26 protein-coding genes and 1 tRNA gene are annotated in these 26,950 nt (G+C 65.8%); 16 read left to right on the top strand and 11 right to left on the bottom strand.

Annotated elements, in window-relative coordinates:
• Positions 1 to 5 precede the first annotated feature (5 nt).
• From FHR20_RS06280 to fabD, 8 genes are all read right to left on the bottom strand, one after another.
• Positions 6 to 1,616: a S10 family peptidase gene (locus tag FHR20_RS06280; RefSeq protein WP_167298708.1), complete on the bottom strand. Its 1,611-nt coding sequence runs from the start codon at positions 1,614 to 1,616 to the stop codon at positions 6 to 8.
• Between the two features lie 83 nt (positions 1,617 to 1,699).
• Positions 1,700 to 2,611, bottom strand: a complete 912-nt coding sequence (gene mltG, locus FHR20_RS06275; RefSeq protein WP_167299395.1) for an endolytic transglycosylase MltG — start codon at positions 2,609 to 2,611, stop codon at positions 1,700 to 1,702.
• 109 nt (positions 2,612 to 2,720) lie between these two features.
• Positions 2,721 to 3,980, bottom strand: a complete 1,260-nt coding sequence (gene fabF / locus FHR20_RS06270; RefSeq protein ID WP_167298707.1) for a beta-ketoacyl-ACP synthase II — start codon at positions 3,978 to 3,980, stop codon at positions 2,721 to 2,723.
• A 167-nt stretch (positions 3,981 to 4,147) separates the two neighbouring features.
• On the bottom strand, positions 4,148 to 4,396 hold the full coding sequence (locus FHR20_RS06265; RefSeq protein ID WP_086129474.1) for an acyl carrier protein: 249 nt from the start codon (positions 4,394 to 4,396) through the stop codon (positions 4,148 to 4,150).
• 101 nt (positions 4,397 to 4,497) lie between these two features.
• On the bottom strand, positions 4,498 to 5,034 hold the full coding sequence (locus tag FHR20_RS06260; protein ID WP_167298706.1) for a hypothetical protein: 537 nt from the start codon (positions 5,032 to 5,034) through the stop codon (positions 4,498 to 4,500).
• 28 nt (positions 5,035 to 5,062) lie between these two features.
• Positions 5,063 to 5,800, bottom strand: a complete 738-nt coding sequence (fabG, locus tag FHR20_RS06255; protein ID WP_167298705.1) for a 3-oxoacyl-[acyl-carrier-protein] reductase — start codon at positions 5,798 to 5,800, stop codon at positions 5,063 to 5,065.
• Positions 5,801 to 5,822: 22 nt separating this feature from the next.
• Complete coding sequence (locus tag FHR20_RS06250; protein ID WP_167298704.1) at positions 5,823 to 6,239, bottom strand: GxxExxY protein; 417 nt, start codon at positions 6,237 to 6,239, stop codon at positions 5,823 to 5,825.
• Between the two features lie 54 nt (positions 6,240 to 6,293).
• Positions 6,294 to 7,229, bottom strand: a complete 936-nt coding sequence (gene fabD / locus FHR20_RS06245) for an ACP S-malonyltransferase (protein ID WP_167298703.1) — start codon at positions 7,227 to 7,229, stop codon at positions 6,294 to 6,296.
• A 222-nt stretch (positions 7,230 to 7,451) separates the two neighbouring features.
• On the opposite strand from fabD, the gene FHR20_RS06240 reads away from it, so the two are divergent.
• Positions 7,452 to 7,784, top strand: a complete 333-nt coding sequence (locus FHR20_RS06240; RefSeq protein ID WP_167298702.1) for an RcnB family protein — start codon at positions 7,452 to 7,454, stop codon at positions 7,782 to 7,784.
• 134 nt (positions 7,785 to 7,918) lie between these two features.
• Entirely contained in the window at positions 7,919 to 8,884 is a 966-nt protein-coding gene (locus FHR20_RS06235) for a hypothetical protein (protein ID WP_167298701.1), read from the top strand.
• Between the two features lie 42 nt (positions 8,885 to 8,926).
• Here FHR20_RS06235 and FHR20_RS06230 read toward each other — a convergent pair whose 3' ends face one another.
• The gene (locus FHR20_RS06230; protein WP_167298700.1) at positions 8,927 to 10,393 is read right to left on the bottom strand and encodes a hypothetical protein; all 1,467 of its coding nucleotides are present in this window, start codon (positions 10,391 to 10,393) and stop codon (positions 8,927 to 8,929) included.
• Positions 10,394 to 10,619: 226 nt separating this feature from the next.
• On the opposite strand from FHR20_RS06230, the gene rpsF reads away from it, so the two are divergent.
• The 6 genes from rpsF to FHR20_RS06200 all read left to right on the top strand — a co-directional run bounded on the left by rpsF (position 10,620) and on the right by FHR20_RS06200 (position 13,986).
• Complete coding sequence (gene rpsF / locus FHR20_RS06225) at positions 10,620 to 11,009, top strand: 30S ribosomal protein S6 (RefSeq protein WP_086129467.1); 390 nt, start codon at positions 10,620 to 10,622, stop codon at positions 11,007 to 11,009.
• A gap of 13 nt (positions 11,010 to 11,022) precedes the next feature.
• Entirely contained in the window at positions 11,023 to 11,247 is a 225-nt protein-coding gene (gene rpsR / locus FHR20_RS06220; RefSeq protein ID WP_010543816.1) for a 30S ribosomal protein S18, read from the top strand.
• Positions 11,248 to 11,261: 14 nt separating this feature from the next.
• Positions 11,262 to 11,879 carry a 50S ribosomal protein L9 gene (gene rplI, locus FHR20_RS06215; protein ID WP_167298699.1) on the top strand — a complete coding sequence of 206 codons (618 nt, stop codon included), beginning with the start codon at positions 11,262 to 11,264 and terminating at the stop codon, positions 11,877 to 11,879.
• A 345-nt stretch (positions 11,880 to 12,224) separates the two neighbouring features.
• Positions 12,225 to 12,827, top strand: a complete 603-nt coding sequence (locus tag FHR20_RS06210) for a CAP domain-containing protein (RefSeq protein WP_167298698.1) — start codon at positions 12,225 to 12,227, stop codon at positions 12,825 to 12,827.
• A 109-nt stretch (positions 12,828 to 12,936) separates the two neighbouring features.
• A complete protein-coding gene (locus FHR20_RS06205; protein WP_167298697.1) occupies positions 12,937 to 13,653 on the top strand; it encodes a CAP domain-containing protein in 717 nt (238 codons plus the stop codon).
• A gap of 45 nt (positions 13,654 to 13,698) precedes the next feature.
• Positions 13,699 to 13,986, top strand: coding sequence for a hypothetical protein (locus FHR20_RS06200; RefSeq protein ID WP_167298696.1), 288 nt, complete (start codon positions 13,699 to 13,701; stop codon positions 13,984 to 13,986).
• A 131-nt stretch (positions 13,987 to 14,117) separates the two neighbouring features.
• On the opposite strand, the gene mutL is transcribed toward FHR20_RS06200, so the two are convergent.
• Positions 14,118 to 15,920 carry a DNA mismatch repair endonuclease MutL gene (gene mutL, locus FHR20_RS06195; RefSeq protein ID WP_167298695.1) on the bottom strand — a complete coding sequence of 601 codons (1,803 nt, stop codon included), beginning with the start codon at positions 15,918 to 15,920 and terminating at the stop codon, positions 14,118 to 14,120.
• 152 nt (positions 15,921 to 16,072) lie between these two features.
• Here mutL and FHR20_RS06190 point away from each other — a divergent pair, with 152 nt between their 5' ends.
• The 6 genes from FHR20_RS06190 (at position 16,073) to FHR20_RS06165 (ending at position 21,889) form a co-directional block, all read left to right on the top strand.
• The gene (locus FHR20_RS06190) at positions 16,073 to 17,113 is read left to right on the top strand and encodes a rod shape-determining protein (protein ID WP_086129461.1); all 1,041 of its coding nucleotides are present in this window, start codon (positions 16,073 to 16,075) and stop codon (positions 17,111 to 17,113) included.
• Positions 17,114 to 17,128: 15 nt separating this feature from the next.
• On the top strand, positions 17,129 to 18,034 hold the full coding sequence (locus FHR20_RS06185) for a rod shape-determining protein MreC (RefSeq protein ID WP_167298694.1): 906 nt from the start codon (positions 17,129 to 17,131) through the stop codon (positions 18,032 to 18,034).
• A 2-nt stretch (positions 18,035 to 18,036) separates the two neighbouring features.
• Positions 18,037 to 18,543, top strand: coding sequence for a rod shape-determining protein MreD (gene mreD / locus FHR20_RS06180; protein WP_256924136.1), 507 nt, complete (start codon positions 18,037 to 18,039; stop codon positions 18,541 to 18,543).
• Positions 18,543 to 20,576 (top strand): penicillin-binding protein 2, encoded by a 2,034-nt coding sequence (gene mrdA, locus FHR20_RS06175; protein ID WP_167298693.1) that lies wholly within the window; start codon positions 18,543 to 18,545, stop codon positions 20,574 to 20,576. Before mreD ends, mrdA begins: the two co-directional genes overlap by 1 nt.
• Entirely contained in the window at positions 20,576 to 21,712 is a 1,137-nt protein-coding gene (gene rodA, locus FHR20_RS06170; protein ID WP_167298692.1) for a rod shape-determining protein RodA, read from the top strand. Before mrdA ends, rodA begins: the two co-directional genes overlap by 1 nt.
• Before the next feature lie 101 nt (positions 21,713 to 21,813).
• Positions 21,814 to 21,889 (top strand) — tRNA-Lys (locus FHR20_RS06165).
• A gap of 381 nt (positions 21,890 to 22,270) precedes the next feature.
• Here the strand turns inward: FHR20_RS06165 and FHR20_RS06160 are convergent.
• A protein-coding gene (locus FHR20_RS06160) for an IS5 family transposase (RefSeq protein ID WP_167298691.1) occupies positions 22,271 to 23,031 on the bottom strand; the annotation gives its coding sequence in 2 pieces (ribosomal slippage) (positions 22,271 to 22,707 and positions 22,707 to 23,031; 762 coding nt in all).
• 244 nt (positions 23,032 to 23,275) lie between these two features.
• On the opposite strand from FHR20_RS06160, the gene FHR20_RS06155 reads away from it, so the two are divergent.
• Together FHR20_RS06155 and FHR20_RS06150 are read left to right on the top strand one after the other, a co-directional pair.
• Positions 23,276 to 24,283, top strand: a complete 1,008-nt coding sequence (locus FHR20_RS06155; RefSeq protein ID WP_167298690.1) for an AAA family ATPase — start codon at positions 23,276 to 23,278, stop codon at positions 24,281 to 24,283.
• Between the two features lie 54 nt (positions 24,284 to 24,337).
• Positions 24,338 to 26,899, top strand: coding sequence for a S8 family peptidase (locus FHR20_RS06150; RefSeq protein WP_167298689.1), 2,562 nt, complete (start codon positions 24,338 to 24,340; stop codon positions 26,897 to 26,899).
• Positions 26,900 to 26,950: the final 51 nt, after the last annotated feature.

Below are 26,950 nucleotides of genomic sequence, written 5' to 3'. Positions count from 1 at the left end.
CGGGATCAGTTCCTGCCGGCCTTCGCCTCCGGACGGGCCGGCGGGTTGCTCGAGGCCGCGGCACGCAGCGCGTCGTCATACCAGGTCGCGAGATCGCGGTGCATCTCGGGGAGCGTGTCCGGGTTCAGATACACCATGTGCCCGGCATGATAATAGGTGAAGCGGATGTTCTTCTGGAGCTGCTGGTCCAGCAGCATGTGGTTGACGTCGAATTCCGCCCCGTAGAACGGCGTGGCGAAATCGAAATAACCGTTGATGAACAGCACCTTGAGATAGGGATTGGTGCGCATCGTATAGGCAAGGTCGACGGCACTGTCGGGCGCCAGATGGGTGCCGTCGCCCGGGGCGCGATGCTTCCAGTCCCATTCGAAACCCGGGCCGCGCGCGCTCATGCGATAGGGCATGTCGGTCTTGTAGCCGAGCACCCGGGTCGCATAGTCCTGAAACGTCGCGACAAAGGCGCCCGACACCGCAGTCGAGGCGGGATCGTCCTCGGGGCTGTCCGCATTCGCATCGGTTACGTTCAGCAAATAGCGCGAATCGAGCCGGCCCACGGCCAGGCGGCGATCGCGCAGCAGCTCGGTCTGGAAACGCGGCAGGGTGAGGCGCAGGTCGGCGCGCAGGATATAGGCCTCGCCGATGCCGGTATATGCGCTCATCTTCGCGGCGACCGCCGCCTTTTCCTCGGGCGAGATCGTCGATCCCTTGGCCAGCGCCGCGGCATAGGGACCGCTGGTGAAGGCCCGTACCTCGTCGAGAAAGGCCCGCAGATCGGCCGGCCGGTTCGGCAGCCGGTCGTGATACCAGGCAGTCGCCGCCATGGTCGGGAACAGGGTGAGATAATTCTGGTCGTAGCCCGGCTGGCGTACGCCATAGTTCATGATCGTCGAGAACTGGACGATGCCGTTCAGGCTGAGGCCGGCAGCCTCCAGCTTGGCGGCGACCACCGGGTTGCGCAGCGTACCATAGCTTTCGCCGAACAGGAATTTCGGCGACGCCCAGCGGTTGAACTTGCTGGTGTAGCGCTGGATCGCGCGAGCAAAGCCATCGGCGTCCTGATCGACGCCCCAGAAATCCTTGCCCGTCTTGTCGCCCAGCGGCCGGGACCAGCCGGCGCCGATCGCGTCGACGAACACCATGTCGGTCTTGTCGATCAACGAATGGGGATTGGGGCCGAAGCCATAGGGTGCGGGACGGATATATTCGGGATTGGCCGTCGTCACGCGCACCGGCGCGAAGCTGCCCATGTGCAGCCAGATCGTAGGCGAGCCCGGGCCGCCATTGTAGAAGAAGGTGACCGGGCGCGGCCCCTTCCCCACCCCGTCCCGGGTATAGGCGGTGTAGAAATAGGATGCGGTCGGCTTGCCTTCGTCATCGCGGATGGTGAGCGTCCCGGCGGTGGCGGTATAGGCGATGCTCTGCCCCGCCACCGTCACGGCGCCGTGGCTGACCGCGCTGGCTTCTTCCACCGGCGGGCGTGCCCATGCCGCCTCGACCTCCGCCTTCATCTGCTCGCGATAGCCCTGCCCCTTGGCGGCCGGCTGCTCGGCCTTTTCCTGCGCCTGGACCGGCGCGGCGGTGGCGAGCAAAAGGCTGGTCAGAGCAAGGCGATGCATGCGGCGATTCCCCGGTTTCGTGGCGATGACGAAACAATGTTACACGCCGCGATTCGGGAAACAAGCAGAGGGGCGGGCGAAGCCTACATCTCTCCGCGCGCGCGGCGGATGGCATACCATTTCTGCACATTGGCGTTGTGCTGCTCGAGCGTGTCGGCGAACACATGCCCGCCGGTGCCGTCGGCGACGAAATAGAGCGCCGAGGATGTCGCCGGATCGAGCACGGCATCGATGCTCGCCCGGCCGGGATTGGTGATCGGGCCGATCGGCAGGCCGGTCTTCTCGTACGTGTTGTAGGCGTTCTTCGCGTGCACCTCGGAGAGGAGCGGACGGCGACCGAGCGGCTTGCCCTTGGTGATCGGGTAGATGAAGGTCGGGTCGGCCTGGAGCATCATGTTCTGCCGCAGGCGGTTCGAGTAGACCGCGGCTACCGTGCGGCGTTCCTCGGGCTTGCCGGTTTCCTTCTCGACGATCGAGGCGAGCGTCAGCGCGTCGCGCGGATCGTTCACCGCGATGCCCGGCTTGCGCGCTTCCCAGGCCTTGGCCAGATAATTCGCCATCGCCTTCTGCATGCGATCGAGCACCGACTGGCGGGTATCGCCGCGATTATAGGCATAGCTGTCCGGCAGCACGGTGCCTTCGACCGGCACCTGGATCTCGCCGGTCAGCTGCGGCGCCTTCATCAGCGTCTCGTAGACCAGGATCGACGGCGTGCCCTCGGGGATCGTGACGAAACGCTGGAGCGTGCGGCCGCCCTGCATCATCTTGAGGATGTCGGACTGGCTGAGATGCGCCGGCACGCGATATTCGCCCGCCTTGATCGCATCCTTGCTGCCCAGCAGCTTGGCGAGCACGAGGAACTGGCGCGCCGAGCCGATCGCGCCGGCCTTTTCCAGTTCGGTGGCGGCGCGCGACAGGCTTGCCCCGTCCGGGATCATCACCGTCAGATTCTGCTTCGCCGGCCCGGCCCCGCCCCAGAGCTGGAGCACGCCCATGCCGAGCGCGACCAGCACCAGGATGCCGACGAGCAACGCGCACCCGCCAAGCCGCCGCTTCTTGCGGGGCTTGGCAGGCTGCGTGGCCGGTGCCGAGTTTGGCGCGTCGTCAGACAGACTTCATCACCAGGCTGGCATTGGTGCCGCCGAAACCGAACGAATTGTTCAGCACCGCGCGGACCTTGCGCTGCTTGGCGACGTGCGGGACAAGGTCGACGCCCGCGCAATTCTCGCTCGGATTGTCGAGGTTGAGCGTCGGCGGCACGACCTGGTCGCGCAGCGCCAGGATGCAGAAGATGCTCTCCACCGCGCCCGCGCCGCCCAGCAGATGGCCGATCGCCGACTTGGTCGAGCTCATCGACAGGTCACCGATCGCGTCCCCGAAGAGGCGGCGAACCGCCCCCAGCTCGAGTTCGTCGCCCAGCGGAGTCGAAGTGCCGTGCGCGTTGATATAGTCGATGTCGGAAAGCGCGAGGCCCGACTTCTTCATCGCCATCTGCATCGAGCGGAAAGCGCCCGAGCCCTCGGGATGCGGCGCCGTGACGTGATAGGCGTCGCCCGACAGGCCATAGCCGACGACTTCGGCATAGATCTTCGCGCCGCGCGCCTTGGCGTGCTCATATTCCTCGAGCACGACGATGCCCGCGCCCTCGCCCATGACGAAGCCGTCGCGGTCCTGGTCCCAGGGGCGGCTGGCACGCCACGGCGCGTCGCGGAAGCCGGTCGACAGCGCGCGCGCCTGGCCGAAGCCGGCGATGCCGATCGGACAGATCGTGCTCTCGGCGCCGCCGGCGAGCATGATGTCGGCATCGTCCATCGCGATCATGCGCGCGGCATCGCCGATCGAGTGCGCCCCGGTCGAGCAGGCGGTGACGACCGCATGGTTCGGGCCCATCAGGCCGTATTTGATCGAGACCTGGCCCGAGATCAGGTTGATCAGGCGGCCATGGACGAAGTGCGGACTGACGCGCTTCGGGCCCTTCTCCGCCAGGACGAGCGATTCGCTCTCGATGCCCGGCAGGCCGCCGATGCCAGAGCCGATCGAGCAGCCGGCGCGGAAACGGGTTGCCTCGTCCATGTCGGTGAGGCCGGCATCCTCGATCGCCTGGCCGGCGGCATCGATGCCGTAGACGATGAACGGATCGACCTGGCGCTGCACCTTGTGATCGACACGCAGGCTCGGATCGAAGCCATATTCATGGCCCGCCGGTTTCACTTCACAGGCATAGTTGCTCTGGAAATCGGTCGCGTCGAAGCGCGTGATCGTGCCCGCGCCGGATTTGGCGGCGATGATGTTCTTCCAGGCAGTCTCGACATCCGCGCCCAGCGGGGTGACGAGGCCAAGGCCGGTGACAACTACACGGCGCATCCGCTTTCTCCGTCAAAACTTCTCGAAATTCGCGCATGAAAATCGGCGAAATACCTGATTTCATGGTCAAAACAAAACGGCTCCCCGCCCAACTCTCTTCGAGCCCGGGACGGGGAGCCGCTGGATTCTCAAGCTCGGCCCATAAGGGCGCGATCGTCCGGGGACGATCAGCCCGCCTGATGCTCGGAGATGTAGGAGACCGCGTCGCCGACGGTGCTGATCTTCTCAGCCGCGTCGTCGGGGATCTCGACGCCGAATTCCTCTTCGAACGCCATCACCAGCTCGACGATGTCGAGGCTGTCGGCGCCCAGGTCATCAATGAAGCTCGCCGTCGGCGAAACGTCGCCGGCATCGACACCGAGGTGATCGACGACGAGCGCAGTCACGCGGGTGGTGATCTCTTCCTGAGTGGCCATGGTCCCTGTTTTCCTTTGTAGCTAGGGGCTCAATATCGTTGGAACGCACCTAGATCGCACATGATGTCGTTGCAAGAGGGTGCGCGCCGGTGCCGATGCGGTCAGGCCTGCGAAAACTGCCAGGCCGCATAGCGGACGGTGCTGAGGAAGAGGAAATATTTGTTGAGCAGCGCCGCATTGGCGCGCGTCTGCTTCGCTTCGTCGGTGACCGAGGCGATCACCAGCTGCTGCATTTCCTCGGTGGTGAGCGGACGGTCGCGCGTCTCCTCGGGCAGCGCGTCGAACTTGTTCTCGAGCTCGTTCGGATCGAATCCCTGGGCGACGACGGCCTTTTCGGCGATCGGCTGGCCAAGCCTAGCGAGCGTGTAGACTCGCGCGGCCCACAGCGCCGCCTCGGACCATTTGTGCGCGTCCGCGCATTCCTTGGCCGCGATCGAGATGCCGCTGCCGACCGCCGGATCATAGGTGGGGCGCACCGCGACGCCCTCTCCCATGTTGCGCGTGACGTCCTTGCCGATCTGCTCGGTGAGGGCCGGCTTGAGCTTGCCGATCACGCAATCGATCGTCGCGAGATCGGCGGCCTGGGCCGGGACTGCGAAGGCGGCAGCCATGAGGGCCGCGATTCCGAAAAGACGCATAGACATCGAACTCCAGCCCCCGCCAGGCTCACAGCATCGCCATACCGCCGTTCACATGCAAGGTCTGGCCGGTGACGTAGCTCGCTTCCCTGCTGGCGAGGTAGACGACGGCGGCGCCGATATCCTCGCCCTCGCCCAGCTTGCCCGCGGGAATGCGGCCGAGCAGCGCTTCCTTCTGCGCATCGGGCAGCACGTCGGTCATCGCCGAACGGATGAAGCCCGGGGCGACGCAATTGACCGTGACGTTGCGGCTGGCCAGCTCCTGGGCCACCGCCTTGGACATGCCGACCAGGCCGGCCTTGGACGCGGCATAGTTTGCCTGGCCCGGATTCCCCGTCGCGCCCACGACCGAGGTGATCGAGACGACACGGCCGAATCGGGCCTTCATCATCGGCTTGGCGGCGGCGCGGATCAGGCGGAAGGCGGCCTCGAGGTTCACGGTGATGACCTGTTCCCACTCCTCGTCCTTCATCCGCATCGCCAGATTGTCGCGCGTGACGCCGGCATTGTTGACGAGGATGTCGAGCTGGCCGAGCGCCTCGACCGCCTGCGGCACGAGGGCATCGACCTGCGCCTTGTCCGAAAGATTGCAGGCGAGCGCGACATGGTCGCCGCCCAGGCTGGCGCGGAAGGCTTCGAGCTTGTCGGCATTGCTGCCGGACACGGCGAGCCGGGCCCCTTGCGCGGCCAGCGCCCTGGCGATCGCCGAGCCGATACCGCCCGAGGCGCCGGTGACGAGGGCGGTCATGCCAGTGAGGTCGAACATTGAGGTCTCCAGAAGAAGGAAGTTATTGGTTCACGCGGAGGCGCGGAGACGCGGAGGGGGCATAGTCGTTCACGATTCGCCTGAGCCCCTCCTTCAACGTCGCGACGCCGAAGTTGATCAACAGCCCTACGGGCTGTTTGGTCAGACGCAAATAGTTGAGAAGCTGCTTCCCATGCGCTGCGGTCAGCCGCTCGACCGACTTGATCTCGACCAGCAAGCGCTCGTCCACGGGCAGATCGATACGGAAAGCAGCTTCAAATCGAAGGTTGTCGAATTCAATGTCGATCGGCCGTTGGCGCGCCACCGAATACCCCATCGTCATCAGCTTGCTGGCGAGGATGGCCTCGTAGACGCTTTCGAGCAGGCCCGGCCCGAGCTCCCGATGCAGCCGCAGCGCCACATCGACCCCGTCGCCGCTGATCTGCTCGATATCCTTCAAGCCCGTTCTCCGCGCCTCCGCGTCTCCGCGTGAACCGATCTCTTCTTCCTATTCCTACAGCGTCTTCGCCAGCGCTTCGATGTCCTCCATCGTCACCACGCTCACCGGCGCGGCGTCGGGGGCGATGCGCTTGACCATGCCGCCCAGCACCTTGCCGCCGAACTCGACATAGTCGCCCACGCCCGCCGCGAACATCGCCAGCACCGATTCGCGCCAGCGGACCATGCCGGTCACCTGCTCGACGAGCAGCGCGCGGATCGTGTCGGGATCGGCGACCGGCGCTGCCGTGACGTTGGCATATACCGGCACCAGCGGCGCGCGGATCGAGACCGCCGCCAGCGCCTCGGCCATCGCATCGGCGGCCGGCTGCATCAGCGGGCAGTGGAAAGGCGCCGAGACCGGCAGGAGCAGCGCGCGCTTGGCCCCCATCTCCTTGGCGATCGGCAGCGCGCGCTCGATCGCCTCGCGATGCCCCGAGATCACCACCTGCGCCGGATCATTGTCGTTGGCGACGGTGCAGACTTGGCCCTCGGCCGCGGCGTCCGCAATCGCCTGGGCCTTTTCGCGGTCGGCACCAAGGATCGCGGCCATCGCGCCGATGCCCACGGGCACCGCGGCCTGCATCGCATCGCCGCGGGTCCGGAGCAGCTTCGCGGTGGTAGCGAGATCCAGCGCTCCGGCGGCGCAGAGCGCGGTATATTCGCCAAGCGAGTGGCCCGCGACGAAATCGGCCTTGTCGGCAAGGCGGATGCCGCCTTCCTTCTCCAGCACGCGCAGCACCGCGATGGCATTGGCCATGATCGCCGGCTGGGCATTGGCGGTGAGGGTCAGCTGATCCTCGGGGCCCTCGGTCATCAGCTGGAACAGCTTCTGGCCCAGCGCCTCGTCGACTTCCTGGAAGACTTCGCGGGCGGCGGCGCTCGCTTCGGCAAGGGCCTTGCCCATGCCGACGGCCTGGCTGCCCTGGCCGGGGAAGATGAAGGCGCGCATGTCTCTCTCCTGTCGGCGGCGCTGCAATGGGGCCGCGCGTTAGAACCGCGCCCTGCCCGACGCAACCCCGCGCGCGCAGCGCGGAAGCTGAACGGACCCGGCCGACTTGCGAAACATTGCGACCATTTCGCGCATCGAACGGGAAATACCTGCGACACGGCCAGCCCAGATTGCCCTCGACGCCGGCGCAATCCGGCGTCGCCGACAATGAGGAGTGCAGTCATGAAGAAGTTCGTTCTCGCCGCCGTCGCCGCGTCGCTGGTCGCCACCCCGGTGCTCGCCGCCGCCCCGCAGCACGGCCGCCCGCCGGTGCAGCAGAAGGTGGTCGTCAAGAAGAAGGTCGTCGTCACCAAGCCGGGATATCGCAACTGGCGCAAGGGCGAACGTTTCGACAGCCGCTATGCCCGCGACTATCGCCAGATCGACTATCGCCACTATCGCGGCCTGAAGGCCCCGCCGCGCGGCTATCGCTATGTCCGGTCGGGCAATGACGCGGTGCTGGTCGGCATCACTTCCGGCATCGTCGCGGCGGTGTTCGCGGGCGCGATCCGCTGAAGCGGAACGCCTGACGGGCACGCGAAACGGCAGGGCCCCACCCTGCCGTTTTACGTTTGCGCGAAAGAATCCGACTCCTCGTTTCGGCTGCGTTAGTGTTATGGTTAACGCGCGTCGACTGGGAGGAATGCAGGATGTTCAGGGCAGCCGTTACGGCCCTTGCCGCCGCCATGCTCGTGCCGCTGGCGGCGTTGGCGGCCGACCGCGACGATGGCGGCCTTGCGCCCGATTTCGAGGGCCAGGTCGCCTATTTCGGCAACTACACCGGCAAGACCTCGGTCACCGCCGATCTGCGCCGCCGCGAACAGACCCCCTGCCCCTATCAGGACCAGCGCTGCTACCAGCAGATCGTGGGCGGCGGCGTGAAGGTGGTGCTGAGCTTCGACGGCGAGCACGTCACCGGCTTCTATTATTCGGTCGGCGGGTTCGAGGGGCCGAACGGGCTGCGCGAAGGCACGCTCATCGGCCGGCGCACCGCGATGGGCTGCGAACTCTACGAGGCGGACGGCACGATGTGGCAGGCGACGACCTGCGGCTCCAAGGGCTTCCAGGGCCAGATCGTCTCGGTGCGCGGCATTCCCAAGCAATCGGAAGTGAGCTTCTCCACCGTCGGCATGTTCGTGCGCGACACTGGCTGGATCACCAAGCTGGGCGAGGAAGAGGCGCGGCGCGACCGGCGGATCAACTGGCTCAGCCAGAAGATCGACGGCCCGGGCGCGCCCGAGAGCCGTTTCCGCGCGGCGATCGAGCTCGACAGCTTCTCGCGCCATTTCCGCGGCATCGACATGGGGCGGGTCTCCGAACCGGTGCGCTCGGGCAAGCCCCGCAAGAACCGCGAATGGTATCTCGACAGCAGCTACACCCGGCAGGACGGCAGCACCGGCAACATCCGCGGCGTGATCTACAACGACCGGCTGCGCTGCCTCCAATGGGACGAGGAGCCCTGCGGCCCGATCCACCCGCCGGCGGACTTCCCCAAGCCGCGGCTCGACGATGACGGGGGCTGGCTCTCGCGCAGCCCGGCACCGATCGTGGCGAGCGACACCCGGCCGATGCCGCGGCCGCGAGGGAATGGCGCCGGCAATGGGGACCGTTACTAGGGGAAAGGAGGGCGCCGCTTTCGGAGCACCCTCCCCTTCGGATCAGGCGCGCTCGACCACGATCTGCTTCACATGCGCGGCGCCACCATGGGTGGTGTCGTCATTCCACAGATAGATTGCGAGATCGGTGAACGAGATCGGCACCGCCGGGGTGCCGATAGCCGGCCGCAACTCGTGCCATTGATAGTCGCTGGTCAGCGTGATCGTGCTCGCGGACGCGGTGCCGCCGAAATTCTGCGGCTGCACATAGAGCTGCTGTCCAGCGACGCTGGCCTTGGCCAGGACGCGGATGACCACCGGGCCGCTCACCGGACGCTCGTCGTCCCGGAAGAGCAGCAGCGAACCATAGCTGCTCAGCGCCGGAATGACGAAGGCGCCATCGACCACCTTGCAGCCCGTGCCATAATTGCCGGCGGAGAGGCCGTTCGTCGAAGGCGACAGCACCCAGAGGTCACGATACTCGCTCCGCAACGGCGGCGAATCCTCGGTGACGAAGGGCACCGGCAACGACTGGCGATTGTCCCGCACCACGATCTTCTGCCGCACGAATTCATCGTGCACGTAGAAGGAGCCGGCGCCGCCATACCAGTCGACGGTGCCCCAGCCGAGGCTGAGCGAAGTGTTGCCGACAAACTCGAAGAGCGCGCCCCTTCCGTCGCCGCTCACCTTCAGAAACTGGGGGCACATCTGAATGGTCTCGTTCTCCGGAGACTTGCCGGAAAACGGGACTTCGAGCCGGTTGCGCTCGAAGCTGGTAATGTAGTTGTGCTCGATGTCGAGCACCGGCCCGACCAGCGTGTAGCCGTTCTGTTTCTCGAGATAGCTGTCGCGCACCATTAGATGGCGATTGCTCGACTTGATGAAGGTCCGGATCGGAGCCAGCAAGTCCGCGCCGTCGATCAGCATGCCGCTGCCGAACGTGTCGACCTTCTCGGTATGGATCAGCGTGTCGCAATCGAGGATTCGCGTGCGGTTGGTAATCGTCTCGAAGTCGCTGCCGCGCCCCCAATAGCCGCGCTCGAACCGCTCGATGGTGCACTGGTCGACCACTGCGGAGAAGCACTTGTTCAGGTTGATGCCGAACGAACCCGTCGCCGAGACGCTCGGGCCCAGGAGCGACAGGCGCCGGAAACGCGGGCGCATGATATAGCTCTGGCCAGCACTGCCGCTGGCCTCGGAGAAGTTCCCGTTCGGGTCGTTGAGCTGAATGCCCGAACCGGCACAGGCGAGCCTGAAATTGGTCAGCTCCGGGCCATCCATCAGGTTCAGGCCGGTCGGCGCGTAGTAGACGAACGCGAGATCGGTCGTGCAGCGGATCTGGGAGGCCGTGACACCGGCGCCGGTCAGCCGCGTGCCGGGACGCAGCGTGATCGGGCCTTCGAAATCGACGACATTGGCGTCTTCCGGGAGCTCGACATGATATGCCGCATTGATCGCATTCTGCAGCGCCGTCTTGTTCGCGGACGCCGATGCGCTCGAGGAAAAACCATAGCTAGAAGCGAGTACCATCAACTGTCTCCATTCCGGATGGAACAAATGGAGAACATTTGAAATCCTACATTGCAAGCACCAATCTGCGCGCCTGCTTGCGTTCCCGCCCCACCTCCGCTAAGGGCGCCCCTTCGTTCGGGCATGGAAGCGATTCCCTGCCCTTTCGAGCCATTGATTTGAAACGACAGCCGGAGGGGCGCCGCACGGGGTGGCGTCAGCGATCGGCCAACAGTGAGAAAGACGCATGGCTCTTTACGAGCACGTGTTCCTTGCGCGCCAGGATCTGGCACAGGCGCAGGTGGACGCTCTGGCGGAAGCCGCCACCAAGATCGTCGAGGACAATAACGGCAAGGTCGTGAAGACCGAGACCTGGGGTCTTCGTTCGCTCGCCTATCGCATCGCGAAGAACCGCAAGGCGCATTACGTGATGCTCGAGATCGACGCGCCGGCCGGCGTGGTCGCCGAGTTGGAGCGCCAGACGCAGATCAACGAAGACGTGATCCGCTACATGACCGTCAAGGTCGACGAGCTGGAGCAGGGTCCCTCGGTGATGATGCGCAAGGGCGACCGTGAGCGCGGCCGCGGCCGTCGCGATCGTGACGAGGCCGGCAACACCGGTTTCGGCGGCGAATAAGGAGACATAGACCATGGCACGCCCGTTTTTCCGCCGCCGCAAGAGCTGCCCCTTTTCCGCGAAGGACGCTCCCCGGATCGATTACAAGGACGTCCGTCTGCTCCAGGGCTTCGTCTCTGAGCGCGGCAAGATCGTCCCGTCGCGCATCACTTCGGTGAGCGCCAAGAAGCAGCGCGAACTGGCCCAGGCCATCAAGCGCGCCCGTCACCTGGGCCTGCTGCCCTACATCGTTAAGTAAGGGAGGCTCGACCCATGGAAGTCATTCTGCTTGAGCGCGTCGACAAGCTCGGCGCCATCGGCGACGTGGTGAAGGTCAAGGACGGGTTCGCCCGCAACTACCTGCTCCCGAACAAGAAGGCGCTCCGCTCGAACGCCGCGAACCGGAAGGTCTTCGAAGCCAACCGTGCGCGCATCGAGGCCGATAACGCCGCGCGTCGCACCGACGCCGAGAAGGAAGCCGGCACGTTCAACGACGTGTCCGTCACCCTGATCCGTCAGGCTTCGAACACCGGCCAGCTCTACGGCTCGGTCGCGGTGCGCGATCTGGTCGAGGCGCTCGTCGCCGACGGCCACAAGGTGACCAAGGCGCAGGTCGTCCTCGACAAGCCGATCAAGGCGATCGGCGTGTACGAGGTGCGCGTCGCGCTGCACCCCGAGGTGTCGGTGACCGTCAAGGTCAACGTCGCCCGCTCGCCGGAAGAGGCCGACATGCAGGCCCAGGGCGTCGACGTGATGGCGCAGATGTTCGAGGAAGGCCGCGACACCACCGGCTTCGTCGAGGATTATGATCCCAATGCCGAGCCGGGCGCGACTGCCGAAGTTCGCGAGGAGGCTCCGGCCGCCGACGAAGGCGAGACCGCCGAGGGCTGATCGCCCCCGTAACGGGAAAATGAAAGGGCCGCTCCGGAATGCCGGAGCGGCCCTTTTCCTGTGCGACCCGTCAGGGAATATCAGTATTCGAGAAGGCCTCCGGGCAGATCTTGAATATATATCCGCATTCTCGAATGAAACTATTGCATCACGGACAAGAAACACAGGCTCCGATTATCGCAGCCAACGGAATCAACGCCAACACTACGGGCAAAACCTTGTTCATATCGATCAGAACCTTGCCTGTTGTTCACCGTATAGAACGAGCCTCGCCAGGCAAGGTTGCAGCGGGCGTTAATCTTTTGTTCGGAACGCGTTCACCCGGATCTGGCCTATAGGGGCACGATGCCACCTTTCCTGCCCCTCGCCCTGGCGATCGCCATGCCGCCCCAGGCCGGCCTGGAGGCGGCGGTGCTGACCGAGATCAATTTCGCGCGCACCCGGCCGCGCGACTATGCCGAGCGGCTCCGCGACTATCGCAAGTTCTTCAGGGGCAGGATCGTCCGCTATCCCGGCAATCCGGATGGACTGCGCACCGCCGAGGGCACGCGCGCAGTGGACGAGGCGATCCGCTTCCTCGAGCGCCAGCCTCCGCTGGAGCCGATCGAACCATCCGCGCTGCTCGCCCGCGCGGCGCGCGACCATGTCCGCGAACAGGGACCGAGCGGCCGCACGGGGCATATCTCGGCCGATGGCGGCAATCCACGCGCCCGCGTGCAACGCCGCGGCGGCGGCGACTATGTGGCCGAGGTGATCACCTATGGCCCGCCCAGCGCAGTCGAGGTGGTGCGCCAGCTGATCGTCGACGATGCGGTGCCCGGTCGCGGGCATCGCAGGACATTGTTCGCCGCCGAAATGCGCTATGCCGGCATCGCCTGTGGGCCGCACAAGGGCTATCGCGTGATGTGCGTCGCCGATCTAGGCCGGCGGCCCGATGGCCGTCCCTAAGGTTAACTCCCGAATATCCGCTTGCCTTCTCAGGCGGTTAAGCGGATGCCGCTATCCGTGACATAACGGACGGGCGCGGGGCCCGGCCGGCTCCGGGGGGAGCCCGATCGTGATTGCCAAGAGCCGTTGGACTGCCGCGCTCGGCGCGTGCGCCCTGTTGCTGGCCAGCAGCGCCGCCTCTGCCGGCGAACGTGCCGCCAATGTCTCGCGTCTCGAGCGCGACGTGCTCGCCGAGATCAACCGCGCGCGCGAGAATCCACGCGAATATGCCGAGATGCTGCGGGAATATCGCGAATTCTTCGACGGCCGAGTGCTGTTCCTGCCCGGCGACAGCAACGGCGTGATAACCAATGAGGGGATCGCCGCAGTCGACGAGGCGATCGACTTCCTCGAACGCCAGGAACCACTGCCGCCGCTCGGCCGCGCCGAACTGCTGGCGCTGGCGGCGCAGGACCATGCCGACGAGCAGGGCGCCACCGGCGGCAGCGGCCATGCCTCACGCGACGGGCGCACGCCCGGCGAACGCGTGCGGCAGCGTGGCGGCGACATCTATGTCGGCGAAGGCATCTGGTATGGCAGCGGCGACGCGGGTGCGGTCGTCCGCAGCCTGATCGTCGATGACGGCGTGCGCGGCAGGGGGCATCGCGCGCTGCTGTTCCAGTCGGATTTCCGCTTCGCCGGCGTCGGCTGCGGCGCGCATCGCCGCTTCGGCAGCATCTGCGTGGTCGATTTCAGCGGCACCGCCGACGGCTCGCCGGTGGTGCCGGACTGGGCCAGGGCGCGCGGCGGCCAGGTTTTTCGGATGCCGGCGACGACCAGGCGCTGAGGCGCATTGCCAGCCGCTCCCTTATCGGTGAAGGATCGTGCCTCGATGGCTTATCTGGTGCTGTTCCTCGCCGGGGCGCTGCTCTGCAACGCGATCCCCCACCTCGCTGCGGGCCTGCGCGGGGAGCCCTTCCCCACGCCCTTCTCCCGCCCGCGCGGCGTGGGGCTCTCGACCCCGCTGATGAACTTCTACTGGGGCTCGGCGAACCTGCTGATCGGGATCTCGGCGCTGCTCAGCTATTCGCTGCGGACCTACGGCATCTGGCCGGTGATCGCGGGATGGCTGGTGCTGGGGAGCTATTGCGCCTGGCATTTCGGGAGGGTGCGGCGCTAGTCCTCCCACATGCGGGGAATGATCGTCCTCATAGTGAATGACCACGAGAACAGGCTCGCCCGCGATCACTGATTTGCAGGTAATGCATGCAACGTTCGGTGCCTGATCAAATTTCCAATCCAGGTCGCCCCTCACTTCCGCCCGAACAGCTTCTCGATATCGCCATGCGCCAGCTTCACCCAGGTCGGGCGGCCATGGTTGCACTGGCCGGAATGCGGCGTGACTTCCATCTCGCGGAGCAGCGCGTTCATCTCGGCGACCGACAGCACCCGCCCTGCCCGCACCGAGCCGTGGCAGGCCATGGTCGCGGCGACATGGTCGAGCCTTTCCTTCAGGCTGAGCGCCTCGTCGAAGCTGGCCAGCTCATCGGCGAGATCGGTCACCAGCGCGTGGACGTCGCCCTTGCCGAGCGCGGCGGGCACCGCGCGGACCAGCATCGCCCGGGGGCCGAAGCGCTCGAGATCCAGGCCGAACTCGGAAAGCTCGCCGGCGCGGGCCTCGAGCCGGTCGCAGCCGGGCTCGTCCAGTTCCACGACTTCCGGAACGAGCAGCCCCTGCGACGCCACGCCGCCTTCGGACATGGCGCGCCGCATCCGCTCCAGGACGAGCCGCTCGTGCGCGGCATGCTGGTCGACCAGGACTAGGCCGTCCTCGGCCTCGGCGACGATATAGGTCTTGGCGACCTGGCCGCGCGCCACGCCGAGCGGATGCTGGATGCCTTGCGGGACGGGCGCGAGCGCCGGCTCGGCGCGAGCGAGGGGCGGCGGGGCCGAGAAGCCCGGGCGACGGTCCTGGACGCTCGCATAGCCATAGGTCGGCGCCGGGTCATATTGCGGCGCCGGCGTGAAGCCGGGCTCGGCGTCCCAGAGCCGCGGCGCAGGAGCCACCGGAGCACTGGCCTCGCTCGTCCACATCCCCAGGGCCGCCTCGCTCGGCCGCTGGGCGCTGCGATGGCCCGCCTCGTCGAGCGCGCGGCGCAGACCGGAGACGATCATCCCGCGCACCAAGGCCGGGTCGCGGAAGCGGACCTCGGTCTTGGCCGGGTGGACGTTCACATCGACCTGGTCGGGCGGCACGTCGAGGAACAGGGCGACCACCGGATGGCGGTCGCGCGCCAGCATCTCGGCATAGGCGCCGCGGAGCGCGCCGATGAGCAGGCGGTCCTTCACCGGGCGGCCGTTGACGAACAGATATTGGTGATCGGCCACGCCGCGATTGAAGGTCGGCAGGCCGGCGACGCCGCCAAGGGTGATCCCCTCGCGCTCGAAATCCACCGCAACGCTGTTCTCGGCGAGCGCGCGATCGGTAAGCCCGGCGACGCGCTCCGGCCCCGTCTCGCCGCCCTGCACCTGCAGCGCCTTGCGCCCGTCATGCTCGACCGAGAAGGCAATGTCGGGCCGCGCCATGGCGAGGCGCTTCATCACGTCGAGGCTGGCGGCATATTCGGCGCGGGGCGAGCGAAGGAACTTGCGGCGCGCCGGCACCCGGCCGAACAGCGCCTCGACTCGCACGCGGGTGCCCGGCGGCAATGCGGCCGGGCCTTCGGAGACGAGCACGCCATTGTCGACCACCCGGCTCCAGCCCTCGGCGCCGCGCACCCGGCTTTCCAGCGTCATCCGCGCCACGCTGGCGATCGAAGGCAATGCCTCGCCGCGAAAGCCGAGGGTGGTGACCTGGTCGATCTCGTCGTCGGGCAGCTTGGAGGTGGCGTGGCGCTCCAGCGCGAGCGCCATTTCGGGTGGCGACATGCCGCAGCCATCGTCGGTGACTTCGATCAGGTCGGTGCCGCCGCCGGCCAGTTTGACGGCAATCCGGGCGGCGCCGGCGTCGATTGCGTTTTCGACCAGTTCTTTCAGCGCGCTGGCGGGGCGTTCGACCACTTCTCCCGCTGCAATTCGGTTGACAAGGTGTTCGGGCAGACGGCGTATTGACATGGTCGTTGCTCTAGCCCAAGCGGCGGCATCCCGCGACCCCAACCGCATGGCAACCAGGCCGGATTCTTCAGTCCGTCCCGGAAAGGTCCCGGACTAGATATTTTGTGCGATTAGCCGGCGGCGGGCGCCCGCCCGGCAGGACGGAAACATAGATGGCATTTCCCCGCTTGTTCAATTTCATGTCCCACGACATGGCGATCGACCTCGGCACCGCGAACACGGTGGTGTACCTCCGCGGCCGCGGCGTCGTCCTCAACGAACCGTCGGTGGTGGCGGTCGAGACGCTCAACGGCGTCAAGCGCGTCAAGGCGGTCGGCGACGACGCCAAGCTGATGATGGGCAAGACCCCGGGCAGCATCGAGGCGATCCGCCCGCTGCGCGACGGCGTGATCGCCGACATCGACATCGCCGAGGAAATGATCAAGCACTTCATCCGCAAGGTGCACGGCCAGCGGCGCTTCATGCGCTGGCCCCAGATCGTGATCTGCGTGCCCTCGGGCTCCACCTCGGTCGAGCGCCGCGCGATCCGCGACGCCGCGTCGAACGCCGGCGCCTCGCAGGTGTGGCTGATCGAGGAGCCGATGGCGGCCGCGATCGGCGCCGACATGCCGGTGACCGAGCCGATCGGCTCGATGGTGGTCGATATCGGCGGCGGCACCACCGAAGTCGCGGTGCTCTCGCTGCGCGGTCTCGCCTATTCCACCTCGGTCCGCGTCGGCGGCGACAAGATGGACGAGTCGATCGTCAGCTATGTCCGCCGCAACCACAACCTGCTGATCGGCGAAGCCACGGCCGAGCGGATCAAGCAGGAAGTCGGCGTCGCCAAGCCGCCGGCGGACGGCATCGGCCAGACGATCCACATCAAGGGCCGCGACCTCGTCAACGGCGTGCCCAAGGAAATCCAGATCAACCAGGGCCAGATCGCGGAAGCGCTGTCGGAACCGGTGGGCACGATCGTCGAGGGCGTGCGCATCGCGCTCGAGAACACCGCGCCGGAACTGGCCGCGGACATCGTCGACCAGGGCATCGTCCTCACCGGCGGCGGCGCGCTGCTCCAGGGAATCGACGAAGTGCTGCGCGACGAGACCGGCCTGCCCGTCACGATCGCCGAGGACCCGCTGACCTGCGTGGCGCTCGGCACCGGGCGCGCGCTGGAAGATCCGGTGTTCCGCGGCGTCCTCATCTCGGTCTAATCGGAGCAAAGGGGTATGGCGCCGCCACGCAACCGGCGCCCGGGGTTTTCGCGGCGGGCGCAATACGGGCTCTTCCTCGGTTATGTGGGGCTGGTCGGCGGAATGCTGGTCGCGGCGGGCCTCTTGCTGCTTTCGATATTCAATCCGCCGGCCTTCGGCGCGGTGCGGGGTTTCTTCTCGGAGATCACCACGCCCGTCGCCTCCGCCTTCACCTGGGTGCGCACCAGCGTCGCCGGCGTGCCCGAAGGCGTCTCCAGCTATGTGAATGTGCGCGGCGAGAATGCGCGGCTCAAGAAGCAGATCGCCGACAATGAACTGCTCGTCGAGCGCGCGCGCACGCTCAACCAGGAAAACCGGCACCTGCGCGAGATGCTCAAGCTGCACGACGTCTCCACCGATGCCGTGGTGGTGGCGCGGCTGGTGGCCAGTTCGATGGGCAGCACCCGGCGCTATGCCACGCTCAACGCGGGCGGCTGGCAGGGCGTGAAGGCCGGCCAGCCGGTGCGCCAGCCCGACGGGCTGATCGGCCAGGTGGTGGAGACCAGCCCCAATACCGCGCGCGTGCTCCTGATCGTCGATCCGGAGAGCATCGTCCCCGTGCGCCGTACCCGCGACGGCCTGCCCGCGATCGCCACCGGGCGCGGCGACGGGCTGCTCGACATCCGCTCGGCGAGCGTGGCGACGATGATCTTCCAGCCGGGCGACACCTTCGTCACGTCGGGCACCGGCGGCATCTTCTCGCCGAACATCCCCGTCGCGCGCGTGATCCGCACTTCGCGCGACATCGCGGTGGCCCAGCCTTCGGCCAATCCCGACGCGCTCGATTTCGCGCTCGTCCAGGCGACGTTCCTGCCTGACCCCACGCCCACACCGTCCCCCAAGCCCTCGCCCAGCGCAAAGCCAAAGGCCGGGAAGAAATAGCGGTGACCGACTATATTCCCCTCGGCCGCAGCGAGAAGATGCCGCGCAGCATCTGGCTGGCGCCGCTCTCGGTGGTGCTGGGGTCGATGACGACCTTGCTGCCGGTGGTGGCCACGGTGCCGTTCCTGCCGCCCTTCGGGCTGATGATGCTGCTCGCCTGGCGGCTGATGCGCGGCGATTCGATGAAGGTGTGGATGCCCGTCCCACTGGGCTTTTTCGACGACATGCTGAGCGGCCAGCCCCTAGGCAGCGCGATGCTGCTCTGGTCGGCCGCGGTGCTGATGGTGGACGTGCTCGATACGCGGCTCGTGTGGCGAGACTTCTGGCAGGACTGGCTGATCGCCGGCGGCGCGATCGCCTTCGTGCTGATCGGCGGGCGGCTGGTGGCGGCTCCCTTCACTGCCCATGTCGATACGGCGCTGCTCATCCAGATCCTCATCTCGGCGGCGCTGTTCCCCGTGGTTGCCCGGTTCTGTGCGTGGCTCGATCGGGATAAGAAGCGACAATAATGGCCCGGATCACCGAAGCAGCGCAGGCTTACAGTTTCTCCCGCCGCGCGCTGGTGCTCGGCGGGATCCAGGGCGCGGCCGCGCTGGTGCTGGCCGGGCGGATGACCTGGCTGGCCGTGTTCGAGAACGAGCGCTACCGGCTGACCGCCGAGAGCAACCGCGTCCGCCTGACGCTCACGCCGCCGCGGCGGGGCTGGATCGTCGACCGCAGCGGCATTCCGATCGCCAACAATCGCACTGCGTTCCGCGTCGACATGATCCCCGACCGGATGGAGGACAAGGAGAAGACGCTGGGCATGCTCCAGCAGATCCTGAGCCTCTCCGAAGAGGAAATGTCGCGCATCCGCACCGATCTGAAGCGGGCGGCGGGCTTCCAGCCGGTGCAGGTCTCCGACAATCTCGACTGGGAGCGCTTCGCCGCAGTGAGCGTGCGCGTGCCGGAGATGCCCGGCGTGCAGCCCACCCGCGGCTTCTCGCGCAACTATCCGCTGGCCGCCGGCGTCGCGCATCTCGTCGGCTATGTCGGCACCGCTTCGGCCGAGCAATATCAGAAGGAAAAGGACCCGCTGCTCGTCGCCCCCGGCTTCAAGCTGGGCAAGGACGGGCTGGAGAAGACGCTGGAGGATCGCCTGCGCGGCACGCCGGGTGCCAAGCGCGTCGAGGTGACGGCGCATGGCCGCCTGGTCAAGGAACTCGCCACCCGGCCCGACCAGCCGGGCGAGACGGTGAAGCTCACCATCGACGCGCTGCTCCAGGAATATGTCGCGCGGCGCCTGGGCACCAATTCCGGCTCGGCGGTGGTGATCGACGTGAGCAACGGCGACATCCTCGCCATGGTCTCGATGCCCGCCTACGATCCCAACAGCTTCTCCGACGGCATCAGCCGCAACGAGTGGAAGATGCTGAGCGAGGACGACCATGTGCCCTTGATGAACAAGGTGCTGCAGGGCCTCTATCCGCCGGGCTCCACGGTGAAGCCGATGAACGGGCTGGCGCTGATGCATGCCGGCGTCGATCCCAATGCCCGGGTGGTGTGCTCGGGTGCGCTGCGCGTGGGCAACGGCGTGTTCCACTGCCACAAGCGCGGGGGCCATGGCGCGCTCGACCTCAAGCATGCCATCATGCAGAGCTGCGACATCTATTTCTACGAGATGGTGCGCCGCGTAGGCTATGACGCGGTGGCCCCGATGGCGCGCGCGCTCGGCCTGGGGCAGAAGTTCGATCTGCCCTTCTCCACCCAGCGCTTCGGCACCGTGCCCGACAGCGCCTGGAAGCTGAAGCGCTACAAGCAGCAATGGACCGTCGCCGATTCGCTCAACGCCTCGATCGGCCAGGGCTATGTGCTGGCCAATCCGCTGCAGCTGGCGGTGATGGCGAGCCGGCTCGCTTCCGGGCGCCAGCTCGTCCCGCGGCTGCTCGCCGACGCCCCGCACCAGGATGCCCCGCCCCTCGCCTCCACGCCCGAGCAGCTGGCAATCATCCGCGACGCGATGTTCGGCGTGATCAATTCGGGCGGCACCGGCGGCGCAGCGCGGATCCAGGTTCCCGGCATCACGCTGGCCGGCAAGACCGGCACCGCGCAGGTCCGCCGCATCACCATGGCAGAGCGTGCATCGGGCGTGCTCAAGAACGCCTCGCTGCCCTTCAAGCTGCGCGACCACGCGCTGCTCGTCTGCTTCGCTCCGGCCGAGAACCCGAAATATGCCGCCGGCATCGTGCTCGAGCATAACGGCCACACCATCCGCAACCTCGACACGCCGATGATCGGCCGCGACATCATGACCTTCCTGTTCGACCGGAAGCGCGCGATGGAATCGCTGCACCGCGAGGAACCGACCTGGGGCGGCGACTATCGCACCCGGATGGCCGAGCAGGCCAAGGCCTTCAAGGCGGCGCAGAGCGCGCCGCCGCCCGAAGCGCCCGAGGACGCGGCCGAGGCGGCGAGCACCGTCGCTTCCGAAGCCGCCAACGCCACGACCAGCAACACGATCGACAGCAGCGCGGCCGAACGCGGCAGCGTGGAGGCAGACTGATGGCCACGCTCCAATCCTCGGGCCTCGGCCCCTCGGGCATCGTTCCCGGGCCGCTGGCGCAGCTGCCCTGGCGAATCATCGGGCTGGTGGTGGCGATCGGCATGTTCGGGCTGGTCGTGCTCTATTCGGCCGCGAGCGGCAGCATGACGCCCTGGGCGTTCAACCAGGGCCTGCGCTTCTTCGTCTTCCTCGCCATGGCAATCGGCCTCTCGCGCGTGCCGGAGAGCTTCTGGGCACTGGGCGCCTTCCCCATGTACATCGTCATCGTGGTGATGCTGGTCGGCGTGGAACTGCTCGGCGCGGTGGCGGGCGGCAGCCAGCGATGGCTCGACCTCGGTTTCATCCGGTTGCAGCCCTCCGAGCTGATGAAGCCGGTGATCGTGATGGCGATGGCCCGTTTCTACGAGATATTGCCGGCGGGCGAGATCCGGAAGTTCGGGGCGATCTGGCCCGCCTGCGTGCTGATCGGCATCCCGGCCGGCCTCGTCATGCTCCAGCCCGACCTCGGCACGGCACTGATGATCACCGCGGGCGGGGTGACGATCATGTTCCTGGCCGGCATCCCGCTGCGGCTGTTCATCGGCGGCGCGCTGGCGCTGGCGGTGGCGGCGCCGCTGGCGGTGAACTTCGTCCTGCACGACTATCAGCGCAACCGCGTGCTGATCTTCCTCGATCCCGAGAGCGATCCGCTGGGCACCGGCTATCACATCAGCCAGTCCAAGGTGGCGATCGGATCGGGCGGCGTGTTCGGCAAGGGCTTCCTGCAAGGCACCCAGAGCCATCTCGACTATCTGCCCGAGGGGCATACCGACTTCGCGCTGGCGACGATGATGGAGGAATGGGGCCTGATGGGCGGCTTCTTCCTGATCGTCGGCTTCGGCATCCTGATCCGCTGGGGGATCGGCGTGAGCATGCGCGCGCAGAGCCGCTTCGCGCGGCTGACGGCGGCGGGCCTTTCCGCCACCATCTTCTATTACTGCGCGATCAACATGGCGATGGTGATGGGCCTGGCGCCGGTGGTGGGCGTGCCGCTGCCGCTGATCAGCTTCGGCGGCACGGCCGTGATGACCTTCATGATCTGCTTCGGAATCCTGCTCTCGATCGACCGCCAGAGCCGTCGCGTGCAGCGCTGGTGATTTTTTTGTGATTGGGGCTTTACAAGCCGCGAAGCGCGACGCTAAAGGCGCCCCTCCACTGCGGAGGCGCACCCACCAAGAGCGCCGAAACAAGCCGGAATGGACGCATAGCTCAGTTGGTAGAGCAGCTGACTCTTAATCAGCGGGTCCTTGGTTCGAGCCCAAGTGCGTCCACCATATTTCCTTGAAGAATCAGCAACTTAGCCCCGCCGGGGCCGGCGATTACGCCGATTACGCGGCCAGCCTTTGGTGCTACGTAATCGCTACGTAATCGGTTTGATGCCTGCTCCAGGCTCGTCTGGCGCAAGCGTTCGTAGCAATTCTCGCCTCGCGCTAAATGCCGAGGACGGGAATTTAGCCTTCGGAACCGTAGTGTGACCGGCGATCATCTCTCTCCGAAGGCAGCGGCCAGAGGTTAAAATTCTTTCGGGCGCGCCAAAATATCCAAAAATATCAGTGATGTATGATCTCCTCCTGCTCTGGATCGGCGCCTCCCCCGGCTTTCAGATTACGAATCGGCGGGTCATTTCATCGCTCTAGGCTGTGGTGACATTTTAGTTATTTGAGCCATAGCATGATGCTGGCGAGTTTGACGAAGCCGAGGAAGTTTGCGGCGATTTTGTCGTAGCGTGTGGCGATGCGACGCCATTGCTTGAGCTTGGCGAAGAACCCCTCGATGCCCCACCGCTGCTTGTAGGCGATGCGATCATAGCGGTGCTGATATTTGCGATGGCGGCGGGGCGGGATGACCGGTTCGCCGCCTTGCTCGTAGATCAGGTCGTGCAATCTGTCCGCGTCGTAGGCGCGATCAGCCAGAACCTTGTCAGCGGGGATACTGCGGATCAGATCGCAGGCGGGTGCCATGTCATTTTGCTGGCCGGGGCCGAGAATGAAGCGGATCGGCAAGCCGAGGGCATCGACTACGGCATGGATTTTGGTGCCGAACCCGCCTCTGGATCGCCCGAGAGCCTGGGCTTGAGTGCCCCCCTTTTTACCCGTGCCCCGGCCGCTTGGGCCTGAGCGCGGATCACGGTCGCGTCGATCGCCAGCCACTCGATATCGGGATCATCCGACACGGCCTCGAATATCCGGTCGATCACGCCTTGCTCGACCCAGCGGTAATAGCGCCGCTTGGCGGTTTGATAGGGGCCGAACTTCTCCGGCAGATCGCGCCAGCGCCCACCCGAACGCGCCAACCAAAGCAACGCATCCAGAAAACGCCGGCCGTCGCTACGCGGGCCCCGTCGCCCCTTGCGACTGCCAGGTACGAAATCCCGCAGCCGCTCCCACTGATCGTCCCTGAGAACCTCGCCTTCCACACCAGCCTCCAAAAGCCAGCGTTGAATCAGAAATCCTCAATCCCGTGAATCCCTAAAATGTCACCACGACCTAGTGGTTTGCCTGGAAGCAGACGCACTTTCGGCCTAGCCAGCTACGACGGACAGAGTGTTATGTTAAAAGGCCGGCTGATCGATACAGGTGATAAACGACCTCAGCGCATCATCTCGTTGTCATGAAGGTTCTCATTCTGTACGCGTTTAGAACTGGAAAGGAGGAGTGTTGATGTCTACCAAGCAGATCGTCGCGCTGCTCCAATCCCGCCTGGACGGAGATGACGAGCAATTCCTGTCGATTGCGTTGCAGATAGCCGCGCAGCAAGCCCGTCAGGGCAACAAGGACGATGCCGACGCGCTCAAACGCCTCGTTCAGACCACCCGAGAACGCCTCGCGTCGGGCACACCCAAGGGCCAGGCCGCTATTCCTCTCGCCCGTCCGCGTGGGGAATTGCAGGGGCTTGTCGAGAGCGCCTATCCTAAGACGAAACTCGACAGCATGGTGCTTGCCGACGACGTTCGCGCGCGTCTCGACCGCGTGGTCCGGCAGCAGCGCGACCGCGCGGTGCTGCGCGAGCATGGTCAAGTGCCGGCAACCCATTTGCTCCTAGTGGGGCCACCCGGAACCGGGAAAACAATGACCGCCTCGGCGCTAGCCGGCGAACTCCACCTTCCGCTGTTCACAGTGCGGCTCGAGGCGCTGTTTAGTCGCTTCTTCGGCGAAACCGCGGGAAAACTGCGCTTGCTGTTCGACCAGATCGCCCAGACCCGGGCCGTCTATCTTCTTGACGAGTTCGACGCGATCGGCGCGCGGCGCGGTGATCCCAACGACATCGGCGAGGTCCGCCGCGTCCTCAACTCTGTCCTTGCGTTCATGGAGGAGCCCAACTCCACCGACAGCCTCGTGATCGCGGCGACGAACCATTCGGAGATCCTCGACAAGGCGCTCGCCCGCCGCTTCGACGAAGTTGTCGAATATTCCACCCCCGACGCAGCAGGCGCGCGGGCGCTCGTGGAGAGGCGCTTGGGCAGATTCAAACTCGGCGCGCGTGGCTGGGGAACCCTGAACCCGCTTGTCGAAGGCCTTAGTCAGGGTGAATTGGTCCGAGCAGCCGACGCGGTCGTGAAGGACGCAATTCTCGCCGGGAAAGACAAGGCGACGGCCGATGATCTTCGCGCCGCGCTCCGGGATCGACAAGCCTTCCGTGACAAGTTTCGCTCGGATCGGGGGAATTGACGACGGTCTGCATCGCTCAACTAGAACAATCATGCAGACCCAACTGGGGGGTGAATGCCCGACAATGCTGACTTCGCCGGTCGCGCGCTTCCGCACGTCGCCATCGATCTGTTTCGTGACCCTGGTCAGTATCGGTTTCCCAACCGACCACAGGATCGCAAGCCGAAACGGGACGATTACCACGCGCACGCAGACGCCCTTCTCCAGCAGCTGACGGCTGCGCTGGGCGCGTTACCCGTGCCTGGCGCTGACGATCGTGTGCCGATCGCTGGGCTTAAGGCCGGAACGATCGTCGAAATCGAAACGCTGGCGCCCGACGGAGATCGGGTGAAGGCCGCCAAGATCCCCGCGATTGAATTTCCGGGTCAGGACATCGTCGTCCTGCGGTCACAACGGAATGACGATCGCACCGAAAGCGCTGTCCTATTCGTCCCAGATGATGCCCGCGGATTTCTACGCGACAAGATCGAACGCTATGGCGAAGATGATCTCGGCAACCGGGCTCGGCCAGACGTCGATCGTTTCGAGACGATTGAAGCGATCCGCGCTGCGGTCGTCGGCGCTCTTTTCCAAGGGCCTGTCGATCTCGCTGAACCGACAGCGAACTGGTGGGAGCTGTGGATTCGGCAGCCCGAGCTTCGTGCCAATGCCGTCGCCGACGCTGCGCGCAATGCCGAGCTTGATGTCCACCCGGAGCGGCTGATTTTTCCCGACACCGTAGTCATTTTTGTCCATTCCACGGCCGCCCGACTGGTCGATCTCGCCAGGCGAATGCCCGGCGCGGTGAGCGAAATCCGAAAGGCGAGTGGAACGATCGAGCCGTTTCTTGATCAAGGCGATCACGCTCTCGGCCAGGCCGCCTTCGTTGCGGAGCTGGCACAACGAGTCACCGCGCCTGCAAACGATGCTCCGACGATCTGCGTGATCGATACGGGGGTTTCGGCCGGCCACCCGCTCATCGCTCCAGGTCTCGCTGGCGCATGGGCGTTCGATGACCGTTGGGGAGTAGACGACCATGAGCCGCACGGCGGTCATGGTACGGCGATGGCGGGCCTCGTTCTTTATGGCGACCTCGAACCCGCAATGAACGATCAGCGCGCCATTGCGCTCGCGCACTCTGTCGAGTCGGTCAAATTCCTTCCCCCAAGGGGCTTCGATGCCACGGAGCCCGCCAACTATGGTGTCGTCACCCAGGCGGCGGTGGCGAAAGTCGAAATCGATCGCCCCGATGCAATACGCAGCTTCTGCGTCGCGACGTCATCGCCCGACTTCTCACCGGCCCGGCCATCGAGCTGGAGCGGGGCGATCGACCAACTCTGCGCCGGCGCCATGCCCGGCGAGCGAACTGACAATATCAACGCTGCCAGGCATCCCAAGCGTCTTCTGCTCATCGCCATCGGCAATGCGCAACCCGGGCAGCGCGAAGCGGTCGAGACTCTCAAATCGCTCGAAGACCCGGCGCAGAGCTGGAACGCGCTGACGGTCGGCGGCTACACCACCAAGGAGGCGATCCCGGTTGACCCACCGGGGCTGAGGCCGATCGTCCCCGCCAATCACCGCAGCCCGTACAGCCGTGGATCGTGCGATCTGCCGGATGACCTGACTCCCATCAAACCGGAGGTATTGTTCGAAGCCGGCAATATGCTGGTCGATGCCACCGGATATTGCGGCGTTCATCCGGCGGTTTCTCTGCTCGCCGCCGGCTCCGACGTCGAGCGCGAGCCGCTCATCCCGTTCAACGCTACGAGCGCGGCCGCCGGTGTCGCCGGCAATTTTCTAGGACGATTGAAGGCTGGCATTCCCGGCTATTGGCCGGAAACCTATCGTGCATTGACGGTCAATGCTGCGGACTGGCCCCAGCCGATCCGCTCACGCCTGATCGGTACTGGAGCGCATTGGAAATCGATTTCGAAGGGCAAGCGGCAGAAGATTCTGCGCGAGGTCGGCTATGGCGTTCCCGACCTCGATCGCGCGATCCAGTCCGCAGCCAACGATGTCACGATGATTGCCCAGGCGGAGATTCAGCCCTTCGCCAGCATCAACGGCCAGCCGCCCGTATTCAATGAAATGCACTTTTACGATCTGCCGTGGCCGCGAGCGATCCTGCAAGGTCTTGAGAACGAGATCGTCATCCTGAAGGTGACGCTTTCCTATTTCGTCGAACCGAATGTGTCCGGTCGCGCCGCGACACGCCCGGATACGTACCGCTCGTTTGGCCTGCGCTTCGAGATGAAGAAGCGAACCGAAACCGCGGCCGCCTTTCGACGCCGGATGACCGCCCGGCGCGATCCCAACGAACAGCCGGCGAATGAAGCCAGCCATTGGCTGCTTGGCCCGAATGCCGTTCAGGCCGGTTCGCTGCATTGCGACCTTTGGCGCGGCGCGGCCGTCGATCTCGCCAGTCATGATGCAATCGCCGTTTACCCAGTCGGCGGATGGTGGAAGTCGCATGTCGGCCAGCGCCGCATGAACGACAAAGCGCGCTATGCCCTGATCATCTCATTGAGCGCGCCTGGACTGGATGTGGATCTCCATGCCGACATCACAGCAAAGGTCGATGCCAAGGTGCTGGAAATTGCAGCCGCCCAGATTGAGGCGGCGCCGGGTCACGAATGATGCGGCTGAACGTGTCGGAGCTTATTCGGCCATATCTGACCAACCGTAGCC

It is taken from the genome of Sphingomonas leidyi, from assembly GCF_011761945.1.
In the GTDB taxonomy this organism is placed as follows: domain Bacteria; phylum Pseudomonadota; class Alphaproteobacteria; order Sphingomonadales; family Sphingomonadaceae; genus Sphingomonas; species Sphingomonas leidyi.
This window is presented reverse-complemented; position numbering and strand designations above follow the sequence as displayed.